The following is a 15,264-nucleotide window of genomic DNA, read 5'->3' as shown; positions in this document are numbered from 1 at the left end:
TAGGCCTAGTGACAGGGTTCCTGCTGTAGACCGCAAAGTAACTTTGGAGAAGTAATAAAATCCTATTTTTTTAGTTCTTCAAGCTTTCTTCTATTGACTGCTCTGTATAAGGAACCTTGTGATATTCCAGTTGCCGAGACAATCTCCTTTATGGAATATTCCTCACTATCATACATCCTTAGCGCAACAGCAAGCTTTTCTTTATCCAACTTGGGTCTACCTAATGTTTTCCCACGCCTTTTACTTGCTTCAAGTCCTTCCTTTACTTTCTCAGCAATAAGGTTTCTTTCTAATTCTGCAATGACACACATCATTTGGAACATGGCTTTGCCTGTAGAGGTTCTTGTATCCATATTTTCTTTTAAAGAAATGAATTGCACCCCCATCTCTTCTAACTGGGGTAGCGTCAGGAAAATGCGGATTTACAACGATAAGGAATTTCCAATATAAAAAGCCTGATTTCCCATCACCTAAATTGAGAAATTAGGCTCTTTTTTCGTTACTCCATAAACAGCATTCTATTACTGAATATGTAATTTACTTCGGGATAACAGGGACCCAGAGTTCGTGTCTTGGTTTATGCTTCGGACCGTAATAACATTCTATACACGGTAAATTTGCAAGTTCATACTCGGAGGTAGGGACCCACTCGGAATATAAACGTTTCCATGCATCCACTATGTTCGGAAAAACTGCCCATGTACTTGCGGGAATAATAAGCGTCTCCATATTTTCTGGGGATTCCCCATCGTATCTTACGCCCATGAAATAGGAAAATTGTTCATCTGTTATGGCAGCTTCTTTTCCGCAAACCCCCAGAAGGCTTTCAAGCGTGCATTTTGGATTTTCCCATGACATATCTACTAGTTCTTGCATAAATCCATCTTTTTTCGCAGTGTTCCAAAGCGTAGGGATTGTTTTAAATGCTCTGCTTGTTTTTACTGGCTTACTTTTTCCAACAATTCTTAATTCAAAATCAAGGTTTTCAATTCTGTACTCCATCTCGGTATCTCCTTTAATAGAAATTTGAAAGGAAATTCTGGGAAAGGCTTTTAACTGTACCCCTCTATTACGAGCATTGGAAGGGGTTACTCCATGCATTTTTTGAAAAGCACGTGAGAAAGTATCAGAAGAAACATAACCATATTTAATTGCCACATCAATGATCCGAATATCACTTTTTTGAATTTCAAATGCTGCGAGTGTTAACCGTCTACGTCTAATATATTCTGATAGCGATATACCTGAGATTGAAGAGAACATTCTTGAAAAATGAAACTCAGAACAATTAGCTGCTTTTGCAATCTCTTTGTAGTCTATTTCTTCATTCAAGCTATTTTCAATGTAGTTTAACGCATTGTTCATTCTTTCTAGCCAATCCATAAGTTTACTCCCTTTCAATATTTACTTTAAAACAAAATAGATAATAATTGCCGACATTTCATGCCTAAAAATGTTGGTATCAAAAAATAAACCTTTTGATAGAATCAGGACAAACTATTTGTTTCCTTCCGATAGGCTTAGTGACAGGGTAGCTGCTCTAGACCGCAAGATTATTTCCAATAAAAGTAAAGTTGTTTTTTGATAATTTCGATAAGTATTGTTGATAGCTCACTATGTCGAAATTTATACTGTTTATAAAATGACATAGTGAGAAGAGGGAAACCATTGAAGAGAAATTGGAATCAAAATGAACTCGATGAACATTTTAGTTTATTGCCAAATTAAAATCACTTAGTGCTAAGTAAGAAAACAAGCGCAAACCGTTTAGGGTTTGCTGTCCTTCTTAAATATTTCCAACAGGAAGCACAGTTTCCTAACAAGAAGCAAGATGTGCCCAAAGAAGTTGTCCAACATGTAGCTGATCAAGTAGATGCTTCGGTAGAGGACTTTTTTGACAACTATGGTTGGGGTGGAAAAGAAAGAAGTTATACGGAACATCGAAAGGCAATACGTAACCTTTTTGGATTTCGAGAACTTACTGCAAACGACAAACATCTCTTCGCAGAGTGGTTAGGAGAACAGGTTCAGTTTACACATGATACCGACTACTTGAAAAATCAAGCATACAGTTTCTTTCGTACGTGGAAAGTTGAACCTCCTTCATTAGGAAGTTTGAAGCGAATGATTGAATCTGCTATCGATCATTTTGAAAAGAATTTATATAAAATGACCTATCAACAACTTTCTCCTAAGACCTGTTCACGATTAGATGCCTTTCTTGAATCACACTCTGATGAAGGGTCCGATGGTTATTTCGAAGCTAAAATTCCTGATGAAGAAAACAACGACATTTTAACCTTTCGCCAGTTGCTATCCTCTCCAGGCAAACCAAGTGTAAGTACGATGGAAATGGAAATCAAAAAACTATTAGCCATTCAACATCTTCAAATCCCTGATGGTTTATGTAAACAGATGTCTCCTAAACTAGTAAAAAAATATCGACTACGTGCAGCTACCGAAACCGTAACGGAATTGCGTGCTCACCCTGCACCTATACGCTATACCCTTCTTGCCATTTTATTTTCGCATCGTCATGAGGAAGTCATTGATTATTTAGCTGATTTATTGGATGAAATTGCGCTAAAATTCGGAAATAAGGCCAAAAATACAACCCGAAAAGAAGCAGTAGAAGAATTAGAAAGAGTCCAAGGGAAAAATAAACATATTGTCAATTTATTAAAAGCGACCGTAGATAACCCAGAAGGGGTCATTCAAGATACTCTATTCCCTATTGTTAGCTCTGATATGATTCGGGATATTATTAAGGACATGACAAAAAATAACCGGGAATACAAAGAAAAAATCTATACGAAAATGCACGCTTCTTACCAAGGTCATTATCGAAAGTCCCTTTCTAAAATTTTAAACAACCTTACTTTTCGCTCAAATAATCAAGTTCATCAGCCGATTATCGAGGCTATCCAACTAATGTTGATTTAAAATAAAGTCTGCTAATTTGTAAAAAAGTTCGATAATTTATAATAAAGTTTGATTAAAATTCCTGTATCAATGCAGGAATTTTTCATTCCGCAATCGGGCCAGATAACGGAATAAGAATTAGCAATGAACTTCTAAATCCGCGGGACATATGATGGGTTTATAATCATATATCTTTGGAGGTATGTTTTAATGAATAACCCTTTTTATATGTATCCTTATTATTCGAACACTTATTATAGTAATGGGCAAATGTGTAATCATGATAATATGTTTGGTCTTGGCTATGGAAATATGTCATATGCTAGGCGCTATGCAAATCAATATTGGTCATATCCAAACACTCAGGGATATACTAGTTCCATATTAAATGACCATGGAAAAGAACCTTTTGTAATAAATATCAATCAGGCTGCTAAACAAAATAATACCTATCGAGATACTATATGGACCGGAAGTCATTTGCAGGTGACCTTAATGAGTATTGACGTTGGAGATGATATAGGGTTGGAAATTCACCCTAAGGTTGATCAATTTCTACGAATTGAGGAAGGTCAAGGACTTGTTCAGATGGGTAAGAGTAAAGATAACCTGAATTTTGTAAGAAATGCGGGTGATGATTTTGCCATTATAGTACCTGCCAATACTTGGCATAATGTAACCAATACAGGTAATATACCGTTAAAGCTTTATTCAATTTATGCACCACCTAATCATCCTTTTGGTACTGTTCATAGAACAAAGGCAGATGCCGAAGGTTAGAAATCTATAGTCTTCTGGAATCGGGCGCAATTATTGAATAAGGTTATACCAGAATCGGGCCATTTTGTGGAATAAGCAGGAACTCGTTCAAGAATTTCCATTATTATTTAAGCATGCTATTTCAATTAACTGTCTGGTAAATAAAGAGTATTGCTTTTGACTGAAAACTTATCAATCCATATTAATTTTTAAATATGTTGAAACTTGTGAAAAAATAAAATGTGTTACAGTATGTGCGATTGGATTTACTTCATCAATAAACTTTTCTGTTTTATCGAACGTTTCAAATTGCATTTTAAGCATATAACACGCACTTCCTGCTATTCGATAACAGAATTCGACGTTTGGAAGTTTCTCAATATAATTTTTAAAAGATTTATAGTCACCATTTTTAACTGTTGCTTCAATTATGCATTGGATTGGTAAACCTAATTTTTCATAATTCACTTCTAAAGTATATTTTTTTATAACTCCAAATGATTCCATTTGCCTTACCCGTTCTGTTACTGATGGGGAGGACAGATTCACCCTTCTCCCAAGCTCGCTCATTGATAGACGGCTGTTATTAAGTAGTTCATCTAAAATTTTTTTATCAATATCATCTATTTTCATTTTTAAAGTCTATCCCCAATAATCGTTAATTTTATAAAAGATTAATTTGATAATCGTTATAAATTTAATTTGTTTTAGTGATTTTACTTTTTATAATTAATTTGTAATTAAATATAACAGGGAGGTACCTATATGGCAAGGATTGTTGGATCTAATTTCGGGGAAACACATTTTCAGAGACTATTGGGGCATAATAAAGAAGTAATGGAAGGATGGAATCAGTTAGGAAATGTGTTAGAAAAAGATGGACTACTAACATCTGAATTAAAGGAACAAGTAAGGAGAACATTAGCCCAAAGTAACGGATGTGAGTATTGTAAGGCGAAAGGAAAACCTGATCCAGATAAGTTTAATGAAAAAACTTCTATTGCAGTAGGATTTGCAGAAGTCTTTTTAAAACAAAAGGGTGACATAGCTGATTCATCTTTTGATATTTTAAAAGAATATTTCACTGAAGAGGAAATAAGTGAATTATGTGCATTTATCTCTTTTACAACTGCTTCACAATATTTTGGTGCAATGATGAAATTAGAACCTTTAAATTAATATTCTATTCATTCCATTATCGGGCGCGATTGTTGAGCAACACAGGTAGAAAATGATCAAACTTTTTTATAAAAACCAAACTTAAATCTGCTAAAGAAGAATCCTTTTTGATTAATCTTTTTTTCAAATGGATTCTTCTTATTTATCGTAAAATAAGGATTTGCGAGATCTTTTTGCTCAAACTTTATTTCAAAGCTACAACTAATTCGAGAGTATGGGGAAAGTGGGCAGCGTTATTTTGCTGCTGGTGATGAAGTTCCCATTGAAGGCGTAATTCAGCCAAAATGGAAAGACGTCATTGTCGAGACAGACAGCAAAGGGATAGAAAGAGTAAATCGAATCAACTATGAAATTGCAGTGATCCAATCGCTTCGCACTCGACTTCGGTGTAAAGAAATTTGGATTGAGGGTGCTGATCGATATCGAAACCCAGATGAAGATCTCCCTCAAGATTTTGAAGAGAACAAGGAAGAATATTTTCAAGCACTGAAAGCACCACTTGATGTAGAGCCTTTTATTGAAGATATTCTACAGTTGATGAAAGATAAACTCCATTTATTGAATCAAGGGCTAGGAGATCATAGTAACGAAAAAGTAGCCATTACTACCAGAAATAATAAAGGATGGATTAGAGTCACTCCACTCGAAAAGCAACCAGAACCTCCACATGTGACGATGCTTAAACAGGAGATTAAGAACCGTTGGACCGACATTAACCTATTGGATTTACTAAAAGAAACAGATTTTCATACGGAGTTTACCAAACACTTTAAAACCACCGCCAATCGAGAGATTTTAGATCGAGAAACCGTCCAACGAAGGCTTCTTCTAAGTTTATTTGGATTAGGAACGAATACAGGTTTGAAAACAGTTTCTGCTGGAAACCATCTAGATAGTTATCGAGAACTTCGATATATACGCCAAAAATTTATTCATAAGGATCATTTGCGAAAAGCCAACGCCGAGGTTACCAACCATATCATCTACAATCGAATGAAAGAGGTATGGGGAGAAGCTACCACTGCATGTGCTTCCGATTCAAAACATTTTGGCTCTTTTGATCAGAACTTGCTTTCAGAATGGCATCCTCGTTATAAGAAGCATGGAGTCATGATCTATTGGCATACAGATCGAAAATCAGCTTGTATCTATTCTCAGCTTAAGTCCTGCCTTTCTTCTGAGGTGGCAGCAATGATGGAAGGGGTTCTTCGTCACTGTACGGACATGGAGGTTGACAGAAATTATGTCGATACACACGGACAAAGTGTCGTTGCATTTGCTTTTTGTCATCTACTTGGTTTTAAACTGATGCCACGGTTTAAAAATATTGGATCTCAAAAGCTATATCGTCCAGAATCCGGCATGAATGAGGAATATCCTCACCTACAACAGGTTTTAAGTAGACCGATTAACTGGGATCTTATTCGGCAACAGTATGAACAAATCATTAAGTTTGCAACTGCTCTACGGTTAGGTACTGCTTCTGCCGAATCCATATTAAAGCGATTTACAAGGGATACGAAACATCCAACCTATCAGGCTTTATGTGAATTAGGAAAAGCGATTAAAACGATCTTTTTATGTGATTATTTACACTATGAAGAGATTCGAAGAGAGATCCATGAAGGATTAAATACAGTGGAACAATGGAACTCAGTGAATACTTATATTTTCTATGGGAAAAACAGTGAGATTCGTTCCAATTCGATAGAAGATCAAGAGGTGTCTGCCTTATCACTTCAATTGCTGCAAAATTGCTTAGTCTATATGAATACCTTAATGGTACAAGAGGTTCTTTATGACAACAACCAATATTGGTTGAAGAAAATGACTCCAGAAGATTTTAGGGGATTAACACCTTTATTTTATCATCATGTCAATCCATACGGAACTTTTGAACTCAATATGAATCAGCGAATACCTATTAAGTTGAAGGTGTCGTAGTTTTTTATCATTTTGATCGGTGACAAAAGCCAGCTAATATCCCATCAAGATATTAGCTTGAGGACTTTGAGGTTGATGCGAGAAAAATTCATATACGTGATCGAGGTGAATTGTCCAATCTAGCTGAAATTAAAACGGTATGTAGTCCCCGTAGTATTGATGTATCTGCACAATGATAGGGTGCTTGCCTTGCTTACTTTTTTATCAACTGATAGTTATACTTTTAAAATCATAACTCTGAAAATACCCCCTTATCTAGCAATGATTTTTGCAAAACTTAAGACATAAGGTAAGCATCACTTTTCCCTTTTTGGGAGCTAACTCTGCTTTGTTTTTCCTTTTAAATAAGAGATACCTAGTAACAAAAATGGAATAGGAAACAGGACAATCATATATGCGTAAATATCTAATGTTTTATCTAGCCGAAGATGTTCTTTTGATAAATAGTACGTACCAAGGAATACGAGTAAAACAAACCCCGTAAACCCAAATCGTCTTATCCACTTTGAGGAAACCTTTGATACAGTTATATCATAAGCGATTCGGAAGTATAGACTGCAGCGTATGTATGTCCCTACAGCCATTAATAGTAATCCATAAATATCAAAACGATCAATGAATCCTAAACTAATAATTCGTACTGACTCTAATGCGGGGTATACAGAATTATCAGCCTGACCTAATCCGAAAATCGTAATACTACCTATAGTTGTTGAAAACATCATAAGTGCATTTAACAAAATTCCAATACTCCATAGTAAAAACATTCGTTTTTCACGAATGTTTTGAATGGGTAGAAATAAAAGTAGTAATAATTCTACCCATATACTTAAAATTATCAAAGATCCCCATAATATTGGATTCCAACCAAACTCAAATATAGGTTGGAGCTCACTCCAATCTTTCATTGGTCTGTCCAAAATCGTGACTGTATGTCCAGTCGCCATAGCAATTATTGCTAGTATTCCTGCCGTTAATGCAATTCTTTTAATACCTTTTGAAGCTGCATAAACAAAGAATAACAAAAACCAGACCAGTATAGCCAATCGTGGTGTCTCAGGAAAAAAGGCAATGTAGATAAAATCAACTAACAAAGCAAACGAGAAAATTGTTAAAAATAAAAAGTAGATAATGAAAATTATCTTTATCATCACTCCAAAAGGTTTTCCTAATAAATTGTGAAGCATATCAGAAATATTTTGTTTTGGGTATTTAAGTCTCAAACGATAAATGGAGATTGCCAACGTAAATGCTGCCGGAAGTGATATAATTATGGAAATCCAAGCATCTCTCCCAGCAACATCGAGCATTAACGGAAGAATCACGACATGTCCCATGATTGGAAGCGTCATTATTAATAAAAAAAGTGTCTCCCATTTCGTTAACATATCAGTAATCTCCTTCTTCATTGTCCATAGAATCTATCGTTTATAAGGGTTGTTATAAGGCTTTTTGTGATTTTTTTCTACACTTTTATTAATAAGACCTTGATGAGTAATATTTGTATGAACATCAATCATTATATCTGCATTAGAAAAAATCTCATTCCATTCAGATTGGACATTTTTCCATTGTTTAGGATATTTTCTGTAGGTTTCCAGTCCAATTCCTGATATATCAGTCTTTATTACCTTTTGAAGCTTATTCAAAGTTAAACGTACGGATTTTTCAGTCTGATTTGATACTTCTTCTTCAACTTTACTTATCCATTGATCATTTATATTCCTATTCGTAGTATTATCAGCTAAAGTTCCCTCTATCTCGATTTTCAGATATGCTTCAAGCTGATTACCATCTAATGTTGGATTTATTTCCGTTTCTAATTTCTTTATCTCTACAGAGATCTTCTCCTTGTCATTCAGAGATACAGTTTTACCTCGAGATACAGTTTTACTTCCGCCTTTTACCTTGTTTAAAAGGACATTCAGCCCAACAGTTTCATCTGTATTCAGTTTACCGACCATTTTATAAGTGTTAATAACAGCAGTGCCGTCTATTGAAGTAATTGCTTTACCCTTTTCTTTTCTTGTTCGAATTATCGGCAAATAGGCATTAGGAATAGGGCCCTCAATTAACTTATAAAATTCATACATTTTTACGGATGTAAATTCAGCAATATATTGTGTTTGTTCTAAAGCAGAAACTATTTCTGCCGAAGAAAGATCTTCATAAAGTGTAGAAGTACCCAAAATATCAATTGGCTTTTCTTCTGTAATGAAAAGATAACTATTCAAACGAAACATTTGATCGCGTCTGCTTTCATCAAGGTAGTCAATAAAATTATCTTTTGCTAATTCCTCACCAATCACCCATAAACGAGTATGCTCAAAATAAAGCCGACGTTTCGCATCTTTTATGAATTCTCTTGCGCCTTGTATCAATGAGTCCGCGTCTCTTTCTAATAGAATATTTTGGCCATTTCCTCCGCCCCCCTCTCCTCCACCTTGTTCACTTGGTCCAGTTGGTTTTATGATTTCGACGCTAATTCGTAATTGTCCGTCAGATTTATCCAACCCTATCCCATGTACAAGTGCTGATTTATCAAGTTCTTGACTACTCCAACAGCCGGTTAATAAAAATAATAATGGGATGATAGTTAGCATCCTTACCATCATTTATCACCTGTTTTAGGTAATGATCTAATTCTAGTCTTACGCTGATTCGGTATACTTTTTGGTCGCTGTTTTTTCCACCTCAACGGCAAACGAATCAGTGAATCTTTCCAATCCTGAAAATAAAAAGGTGCAAATGGCGCCATAAATGGAATCCCAAACGATGTTAAAGAGATCATATGTGTTAATAAACCGAGCATGGCGACAATTAGTCCATATCCCCCGAATAAGCTACTAGCAATAAATAATCCTATCCTAAGAAGTGCGGTGACGTCTGCAATTGGGGTGATAACAAATGCAGCAATGTACGATATGGATACAACAATAATGGTCGGTGCACCAACAAGTCCGGCTGAGACTGAGACTTGTCCCAGAATCAAAGCACCAACAATACTTAACGCTGAGCCAATTTGTTGAGGAAGTCTGACACCAGCCTCACGGACAACTTCAAACATTAAAATCATCATGGCAATTTCCATTGCTAGAGGGAATGGGACCGTCTCTCGCGCTTGAATAATAGGGACAATCATATCAGATGGAATCATCACCTTATGAAAATTAATAGCTGCAATATAAATGCCTGGTAAAGAAATACTGATTACAAATGACACGAAACGCAGCATTCGAATGAAGGAACTATAATAGGGTCGAGAACTGTAATCTTCTATACTTTTTATATTTTCAAGAAATAGGGATGGAACAAACAAACTGACCGAATCCCCATTTACAATGATCACAATTCTTCCTTCCATTAATAAGGCTGAAGCTTTGTCAGGACGTTCTGTATTTCCAATCGTAGGGAAGATTGAAAAGGGATGGTCTTCGATGAATTGTTCGATTTCCCCTGAATTATTTATCTCATCCACTTTAATTTGTTCTAATCTTTGTTTGATCCGTTCAATCAATTTTGGATCCGCAATGTCCTTTACATATCCGATTGTAATATCCGTTTGACTATATTCACCAATTTTAATTGTTTCAAACTGTAAAGAAGGATGTGGGATTCTTCGCCGTAACAATGCAATATTAGTAGGTGATGATTCAATAAATCCGTCATGTGCTCCTCTCACAGCTCGATCAGATTGAGGTTCGGAGATTGCTCGAACCTCGTACCCTGGTGCATTTAGCAGTAATCCTTCACTATACCCATCCAGTAATAGTAACGTATTTCCCTTCAGTATTTGGTATACAGATTTTTCTAAATTATTTTCCTTCTTTGTGTTAAAAATAGAAATTCTTTCTTTTACTTGTTTTAATTCTTCTCCCATAGAGCTATCTAGAGATTCCTTAGTCAGTGGCTCTAATACATTATTGCGAATGGCATCTTCATCAATTAACCCGTCTACTATAACTAGTAGTGCTTTCAATGTGCGACCGTCATGTAATGGAATGATGAAATCATGAAAAATGATATCATCACTTGAATCTAACAGTTGTTTTAGTTTTTCTTCATTTTTATGAACATCCGATGAGAACAAAATTGAATTATTAAATTGTTCTTCCTGTGTCCATTTAGTATTTTGCTTCATTTTTTGCATAATGGATTTAATTTTTAAATAACGCATAGTTTAACCCATCCTAGAAAAGTTTGTTTTTTATACTGTTATTATGGCTTTTATAACTAATAATATGTGCCGTTTTTGGAAATGATATGTTAATGATTTTTGTGCGAATTACATTAATTTACTGGGAATTTATTAATATAGAAAGGTGGGGAGTAAGGTGGATCAAACAAAGTTAATAAAAATGATGATAGCTCTTAATATGAATTTTTCATGGTTATTGGGTATATTGGCTGGTTTAAATATTATTTTCTTTCCGTATGCAGGGGAAGATCCTCTTTTCCAGGCTTGGGCTAAAATGATTTTTTATTTTGGAAATGGATTAGTATTACAGTATGTCTTATTACATTTTTTCAATGAAGACGAACAAAAAACAAGAACAAAATAGGCTATATAAGCATGGTATACATATGAGTGAAGACATTATTAAAAATGTCCTTGGAACAAAACCAAGAGCTAGACATAAAGAGCAATATATTAATAATTAAGATCAATGCTTTTCAAATCCTATTATACATAGGGAAATCTTAAGCTTCGAATTCACTTTCTAATAATTCCTTCTCTTATTCAAGAAAATAGCCCTTTTCTTGAATAATTAACGTGTTTGAGAGGTTATTTAATCACACTCAAGCACACATAAATTTTAAACACTAAATTAATAAACTTTTTACTCAACTAGATTACCAAAAACCAGTGTTTTTGTAATGTCCCCCCATCGCCCTGTTACCCTTTGATTTTATTAAGATTAGCAGTTACCAAAAATAATTACCAAAAGTATTATCAAATACCTTTACAATAAGTGCCCCTCTAGTAAAATAAAAATATACAAGTTTATTGGAGGTTACAAATGATAATTGGTTATGCTCGGGTATCTACTATTGACCAAAATTTAGATCGGCAAATTGGTATGCTTAATGAATATGGTTGTGAAAAAATAGTTGAGGAGAAATTCACTGGTACAGTTAAAGATAGAAAAGGACTTCACCAACTTTTTGATGTCATCCGGAAAGGCGATACAGTTGTAGTGGAGAGCATCTCCCGTTTAGGACGTAAAACATTGGATATCCTCAACATTATTCAACAGTTAGAAGAGATGGGGGTGCAATTCATTTCTTTAAAAGAAAATATGGATACAAGAACCTCTACAGGCAAAGCCATGTTCCAAATGATGTGTGTCATTGCAGAATTAGAAAGAAACCTTATTGCTGAGAGAGTAAAGGAAGGACTTGAAGCAAGTAAAAGGCGTGGAAAAACATTAGGTAGACCCAAGTTGGATAAAGAAAAGCTTGCTGTTGCGCTAAGGATGTATGATAGTGAGGAATATTCCATAAAGGAGATTGTCTCGGCAACTGGAATATCACAAGGTTCCTTATACAGAGCAGTCAATAGAAGAAAGCTTGAAGAACTAAAAAAATAGGATTTTATTACTTCTCCAAAGTTACTTTGCGGTCTACAGCAGGAACCCTGTCACTAGGCCTAGAAGGGTGGCAGCCCTTCTTTTTATTTTATGCATTTTTTATAAGTCTTTATGATTAAAATCTAACAATTTCACTCCATTGGGAGTGACTCTTAATGTTAAGGTTTCTAACCCAAGAGGCGGGTTATGCGCTCCAACGAAAGTTCGGTATTGGACTTTGACGGTAAAATCATATACTCCTTTATTAACCTCTTTTTCTTCAGGAGTCTCCCCAGGTACATTTCTTTTTATACTAATAATTTTCGCATCAAATAAATCATAGGAACGATCGGTTCCGACTTTTTCATTTATAATTTTATAAACATAAGGGTTCAGTAAAGTTAAATAAGAGTCATATAAATTCTCATTATTAATCGAGTTAACATTTGCGCTTCCTACAAGAGGTTGGGTAAATAAATATATTCCTAAGAGAGCTATTAGAATTTTTGATTTCATTTTATTACTCCTTGTACAACGAAATTAACTACCATAAAATTAACATTCCTAAATTTTTATATAAATATTCACTTGTATGCCAATTTGGGGTGTTTTGCAGAAATTCTCTTTTAAAAGGTTTATCTGCAGAACAGTTTAATCTTTTTTGCCCAACCAATTATTAATGGCTACTTTTACATTCGTGGTCGTGTCTTTTACTTCGTCAAAAATAAAGGACAATAAATTGAACCACGATATTTCTTCGTTGTATGGATTATTTTTACTTACATACTTCATGACACGTTTTAATTCATCCATGCGTGATTGATCGAGTTGTTCATGCAAGAATAATTTCACCATGGCATTCAATAAGTTTGCATTCCGCACGCTGGCATCTAGTAATAAAGCGGTTGCTTTGGATGGTGTGACGTCTAAGGCGTCAGACAGCTTGCGAATGTCCTCATACGTCCATTGCGTGAATCGAACCGAGACCCGTTCATTTTTAGGCGATTGATACTTTCTTTGTAGCGACTCCCTTTCCAGTTGTCCAAAGAACGTAGTATTGAAAAACTGGTAATCTCTTCTGAAATATTGAGACAAGTATTCCATGACTTTTCTCGACTGCAAACCTTTCTCGCAAAGTATTTCTACAATATCTTTTACTGGTTGATTGGTGACATAAGACAATTGATAAATACAATTTTTTAAGTCAATGGAAATCGTCGGTTTGATATCTTTTTTTTTATCTGAACGTGTTTGTCTTTTCTTTTTCTCCCCTTCTTTCAACAAAATAATCCCCTCTTTTCGCTTGGTTTGCTTTAGAACAGTGTCATAGTGTTCTAGATTTATTTCATGTATATGAGAGATAGAGAGGAGGTATGTTTAAAAAGATTCATTGTTGACCAAACTTTTAGTAAAAGAGATTTAGGGAGGAACAACCGAAATGGAATTGACCAAAAAAGAAGCAGAAGAGTTAGCGAAAAAAATACGTGAGAATAGTAAAAAACATGGTATTCCTTTGAAGCCAAAGAAAGCGAAAAAAGCAAAATAAACAGCAATCCTTTCGTTAAGGACCGCCACCTTAAGGTGGTATTTTTCTTAAGAAAAAGGTTGTTTATAAGGCAGGTTGGCGAGCGTTTTCATGCATGTTTTCATTCATTCTTTAAAAAGAACAAATCGTGCTTTATCACTGTTTGTTGACATGTATATTTCATGACCAACAAAAGCGCAAACGAAAAGCCAGTTCCCACAAGGGTTCTGGCTTTTTGCAATTGCCGATAATAAGCAGTTATGTCTACTAAAATGTATGGGTGCTGTATATTTATTTGTCAAGAAATTATCCTTTTTAATTAGACCTTTAAGCTATAATGAAATTAAAAACAGATAGGTAGATTAAAAGGATAAGGGGATTAGAAAAGTGAAAAAAGCTATATTTATTACAGTTGCTTTATTTTTGTTAACGGGGTGCGGAGATGAGGAAGGAAAAAAAAAGAAAGTAGAAGCGGGTGAAGAAGTCGTCACCGAAGTGTCCCAACCTGAAAATACCGAAAGTAAAGAAATCAAACCTGATACAAAATCAATTGAAGGGGAAACCGAAGACGGTAGAGTGATAACAGCGTATCACTGGCATGATATCGAAGCGATGCCGAAAGCGGAAACGATACTGGAAGCGGTAGAAACGATATACGGAAAAGACCGTTATTATTATGAGGATACGAAAACAAAAATAGATTTAATGAAGCATATTTTTGAACCAGATAATGAAAAGCGTGGGTTTAATTATGAAATAGATGGAAAAGAAGAAGTGGTTTTTTTCAACAATCAATTTAACTTTGATTTAGTCATTGATAATAATGTAGATATGAGAATGGAAATGATAGACTTTATTCATTATCTGAAAGAAAGTAATTTGATTTTAACGGAAGAACAATTGAGAGATAAAGGACTTGAAAGACAATTTACTTATCAAATTCGATTATTCAACGAACGATTACCAGGTGAAAATTATAGTCAGCCGTCTATTTATTGGATGGTTAAAGCATCATCTTTGCTAGAAATGGACTTCTCAAACAAAGAAGGCATTTATAAAAAAATATATAATTTCGGACAATATGAGGGACCCTATCCGAGCGTTGACGAACAAAATCAAGAATAATAAGGAGGACTAGGTGTGGATTTAAAATAAAATCGCGACGTTTGTAAAAAAGATGCGATGTTTAAAACAAAGTTGCGATATTTATAAAAAAGATGCGAAGATTTACCCCTTTGAATATGCATTGTCCGAAGAGGGATTTTATGGTAAAAAATAACATGACGATATTCAACAATCGGGCCATATTGTGGAGTAGCCTAAAGAAAAATGGATTTATAATCATAGTGAGAAGAGGTTGTGAAG

General features: G+C 34.8%; 12 protein-coding genes and 4 pseudogenes. 8 read left to right on the top strand and 8 right to left on the bottom strand.

Annotated elements, in window-relative coordinates; all coding sequences use genetic code 11:
* Window positions 1-62: 62 nt before the first annotated feature.
* A pseudogene (locus tag MKY26_RS23360) lies at window positions 63-398 on the bottom strand (recombinase family protein); the annotation flags it as partial.
* 139 nt (window positions 399-537) lie between these two features.
* Complete coding sequence (locus MKY26_RS23355) at window positions 538-1,383, bottom strand: AraC family transcriptional regulator (RefSeq protein ID WP_010731423.1); 846 nt, start codon at window positions 1,381-1,383, stop codon at window positions 538-540.
* A gap of 285 nt (window positions 1,384-1,668) precedes the next feature.
* Between MKY26_RS23355 and MKY26_RS23350 the strand changes: the two are divergent.
* Together MKY26_RS23350 and MKY26_RS23345 are read left to right on the top strand one after the other, a co-directional pair.
* Window positions 1,669-2,934: pseudogene (locus MKY26_RS23350) on the top strand (DUF4158 domain-containing protein); the annotation flags it as partial.
* Between the two features lie 198 nt (window positions 2,935-3,132).
* Window positions 3,133-3,702: a cupin domain-containing protein gene (locus MKY26_RS23345; RefSeq protein ID WP_223254522.1), complete on the top strand. Its 570-nt coding sequence runs from the start codon at window positions 3,133-3,135 to the stop codon at window positions 3,700-3,702.
* A 171-nt stretch (window positions 3,703-3,873) separates the two neighbouring features.
* Here the strand turns inward: MKY26_RS23345 and MKY26_RS23340 are convergent, their stop codons facing one another.
* A complete protein-coding gene (locus MKY26_RS23340; protein ID WP_116354207.1) occupies window positions 3,874-4,314 on the bottom strand; it encodes an Lrp/AsnC family transcriptional regulator in 441 nt (146 codons plus the stop codon).
* A gap of 132 nt (window positions 4,315-4,446) precedes the next feature.
* Between MKY26_RS23340 and MKY26_RS23335 the strand changes: the two genes are divergently transcribed.
* The 3 genes and pseudogenes from MKY26_RS23335 to MKY26_RS23430 all read left to right on the top strand — a co-directional run.
* Window positions 4,447-4,860, top strand: a complete 414-nt coding sequence (locus MKY26_RS23335; protein WP_116354206.1) for a carboxymuconolactone decarboxylase family protein — start codon at window positions 4,447-4,449, stop codon at window positions 4,858-4,860.
* Window positions 4,861-5,046: 186 nt separating this feature from the next.
* Window positions 5,047-6,804 (top strand): annotated as a pseudogene (locus MKY26_RS23330) (Tn3 family transposase); the annotation flags it as partial.
* A 56-nt stretch (window positions 6,805-6,860) separates the two neighbouring features.
* Window positions 6,861-6,977, top strand: a pseudogene (locus MKY26_RS23430) (tyrosine-type recombinase/integrase); the annotation flags it as partial.
* A 144-nt stretch (window positions 6,978-7,121) separates the two neighbouring features.
* On the opposite strand, the gene MKY26_RS23325 reads toward MKY26_RS23430, so the two are convergent.
* Genes MKY26_RS23325 through MKY26_RS23315 form a run of 3 tightly spaced genes read right to left on the bottom strand, consistent with a single transcriptional unit; the run spans window position 7,122 to window position 10,981 of the window.
* Window positions 7,122-8,192: a GerAB/ArcD/ProY family transporter gene (locus MKY26_RS23325; protein WP_281203336.1), complete on the bottom strand. Its 1,071-nt coding sequence runs from the start codon at window positions 8,190-8,192 to the stop codon at window positions 7,122-7,124.
* Between the two features lie 33 nt (window positions 8,193-8,225).
* On the bottom strand, window positions 8,226-9,419 hold the full coding sequence (locus tag MKY26_RS23320; RefSeq protein ID WP_341099395.1) for a Ger(x)C family spore germination protein: 1,194 nt from the start codon (window positions 9,417-9,419) through the stop codon (window positions 8,226-8,228).
* A complete protein-coding gene (locus MKY26_RS23315) occupies window positions 9,416-10,981 on the bottom strand; it encodes a spore germination protein (protein WP_341099392.1) in 1,566 nt (521 codons plus the stop codon). The genes MKY26_RS23320 and MKY26_RS23315 overlap by 4 nt, the downstream gene beginning before the upstream one ends.
* A 157-nt stretch (window positions 10,982-11,138) precedes the next feature.
* Between MKY26_RS23315 and MKY26_RS23310 the strand changes: the two genes are divergently transcribed.
* Both MKY26_RS23310 and MKY26_RS23305 read left to right on the top strand, forming a co-directional pair.
* Window positions 11,139-11,366: a hypothetical protein gene (locus tag MKY26_RS23310; protein ID WP_341099391.1), complete on the top strand. Its 228-nt coding sequence runs from the start codon at window positions 11,139-11,141 to the stop codon at window positions 11,364-11,366.
* Window positions 11,367-11,825: 459 nt separating this feature from the next.
* Window positions 11,826-12,395, top strand: a complete 570-nt coding sequence (locus tag MKY26_RS23305; RefSeq protein WP_009336472.1) for a recombinase family protein — start codon at window positions 11,826-11,828, stop codon at window positions 12,393-12,395.
* A 99-nt stretch (window positions 12,396-12,494) separates the two neighbouring features.
* Here MKY26_RS23305 and MKY26_RS23300 read toward each other — a convergent pair whose 3' ends face one another.
* Together MKY26_RS23300 and MKY26_RS23295 are read right to left on the bottom strand one after the other, a co-directional pair.
* Window positions 12,495-12,890: a DUF3888 domain-containing protein gene (locus MKY26_RS23300; protein ID WP_224938897.1), complete on the bottom strand. Its 396-nt coding sequence runs from the start codon at window positions 12,888-12,890 to the stop codon at window positions 12,495-12,497.
* Window positions 12,891-13,025: 135 nt separating this feature from the next.
* Entirely contained in the window at window positions 13,026-13,655 is a 630-nt protein-coding gene (locus MKY26_RS23295) for a hypothetical protein (RefSeq protein ID WP_251163443.1), read from the bottom strand.
* 631 nt (window positions 13,656-14,286) lie between these two features.
* Here MKY26_RS23295 and MKY26_RS23290 point away from each other — a divergent pair.
* Window positions 14,287-15,024, top strand: a complete 738-nt coding sequence (locus MKY26_RS23290) for a membrane lipoprotein lipid attachment site-containing protein (protein WP_224938899.1) — start codon at window positions 14,287-14,289, stop codon at window positions 15,022-15,024.
* The last annotated feature ends 240 nt before the right edge of the window (window positions 15,025-15,264 follow it).

This window comes from Cytobacillus sp. FSL R7-0680 (assembly GCF_038009245.1).
Lineage (GTDB): Bacteria > Bacillota > Bacilli > Bacillales > Cytobacillaceae > Cytobacillus > Cytobacillus kochii.
This window is presented reverse-complemented; position numbering and strand designations above follow the sequence as displayed.

Excerpts from the sequence above, each read along its gene's own strand:
- MKY26_RS23355 (WP_010731423.1), bottom strand. The coding sequence starts at position 1,383 with ATGGATTGGCTAGAAAGAATGAACAATGCGTTAAACTACATTGAAAAT.
- MKY26_RS23345 (WP_223254522.1), top strand. The coding sequence starts at position 3,133 with ATGAATAACCCTTTTTATATGTATCCTTATTATTCGAACACTTATTAT.
- MKY26_RS23340 (WP_116354207.1), bottom strand. The coding sequence starts at position 4,314 with ATGAAAATAGATGATATTGATAAAAAAATTTTAGATGAACTACTTAAT.
- MKY26_RS23335 (WP_116354206.1), top strand. The coding sequence starts at position 4,447 with ATGGCAAGGATTGTTGGATCTAATTTCGGGGAAACACATTTTCAGAGA.
- MKY26_RS23325 (WP_281203336.1), bottom strand. The coding sequence starts at position 8,192 with ATGTTAACGAAATGGGAGACACTTTTTTTATTAATAATGACGCTTCCA.
- MKY26_RS23320 (WP_341099395.1), bottom strand. The coding sequence starts at position 9,419 with ATGATGGTAAGGATGCTAACTATCATCCCATTATTATTTTTATTAACC.
- MKY26_RS23315 (WP_341099392.1), bottom strand. The coding sequence starts at position 10,981 with ATGCGTTATTTAAAAATTAAATCCATTATGCAAAAAATGAAGCAAAAT.
- MKY26_RS23305 (WP_009336472.1), top strand. The coding sequence starts at position 11,826 with ATGATAATTGGTTATGCTCGGGTATCTACTATTGACCAAAATTTAGAT.
- MKY26_RS23300 (WP_224938897.1), bottom strand. The coding sequence starts at position 12,890 with ATGAAATCAAAAATTCTAATAGCTCTCTTAGGAATATATTTATTTACC.